1 protein-coding gene is annotated in these 986 nt (G+C 57.2%); it reads right to left on the reverse strand.

Annotated elements, in window-relative coordinates:
- A partial coding sequence (locus G5134_RS21195; protein WP_421232179.1) for an IS481-like element ISAs19 family transposase occupies positions 1-938 on the reverse strand: 938 nt, incomplete at its 3' end.
- Positions 939-986: the final 48 nt, after the last annotated feature.

Genomic DNA, 986 nt, shown 5'->3' on the forward strand with positions numbered 1-986 from the left:
TGGTTGTTGTAGTGCTCCAGATAGCTATCCAGGTCTGTCTGCATCTGCTCCACCGACTCATACCAGGTTGTCCTCCCTTTGATACGGAAGTGTTCATCCAACAAGGTTCGATGCAACCGTTCGATAAAGCCGTTGCTCTGTGGCCTGCGTACCTTGGTGGTCCGGTGCTCAATCCCCTCCAGTTGCAGGAACAGCTCGTAGGGATGATGGTCAGGGCGCCCGCAGAACTCGCGCCCGTTGTCCGACAAGATGGTATAGACCCGTGCCTCATGGGCTTCGAAGAACGGCAGCACCGTTTCGTTGAGTACATGGACCGACGTCACCGGCAGCTTACTGGTGTAGAGCCGTCCCCAGGCGTGGCGGCTGTAGCAATCGAGCACGGTTTGCAGATACACCTTGCCCACCCCCTTGAGTGCACCGACGAAGAAGGTGTCGACCGCCACCAGTTCCCCGGTGTAGTGGACCTCTATCTGGCGTTCGCGGAACTCGGGGCTGAAGCGCTCGAGCAGGCGAATTTGCTCGTCATTGAGCTCAATCGTCTGCTCCCTATGGGTTTTCTCGAGGCGCAACAAGCGGTCATGTTTGGAGAGCAAATCGTGACGTTGCCACACGCCACGCACACCGCCCGCACTGACGTTGATGCCTTGCAGAGCGAGTTCTTGCGCGACCCGCAGCGGGCCATGGGTAGGCCTGGTGAGGGAGTAATCGAGGATGGCCTGCTCAATTTCGGGCGCGACCCGGTTGGGATGAGCCCCTTTACAGCCAGGCAATTTGTCGAGCAAACCCTCAGCGCCATAGGTCTGGTAGTTGCGCCGGATTTCGTAGAACTGCTGGCGGCTGTAGCCAATGAGCTTGCAGGCTTTGCTGACGTTATTGAGTTCTTTGGCGAGCTCTAGCAGGCTGAGTTTACGACGTGCTACTTTCTCGTTGGTGGTCATACGGTGACTCCAGATAACACGGTAGGGGTACCGTTTTGTTATCCGGTT

Origin of the sequence: Aeromonas sp. 600276, assembly GCF_049175815.1 — a bacterium.
GTDB lineage: Bacteria > Pseudomonadota > Gammaproteobacteria > Enterobacterales > Aeromonadaceae > Aeromonas > Aeromonas dhakensis.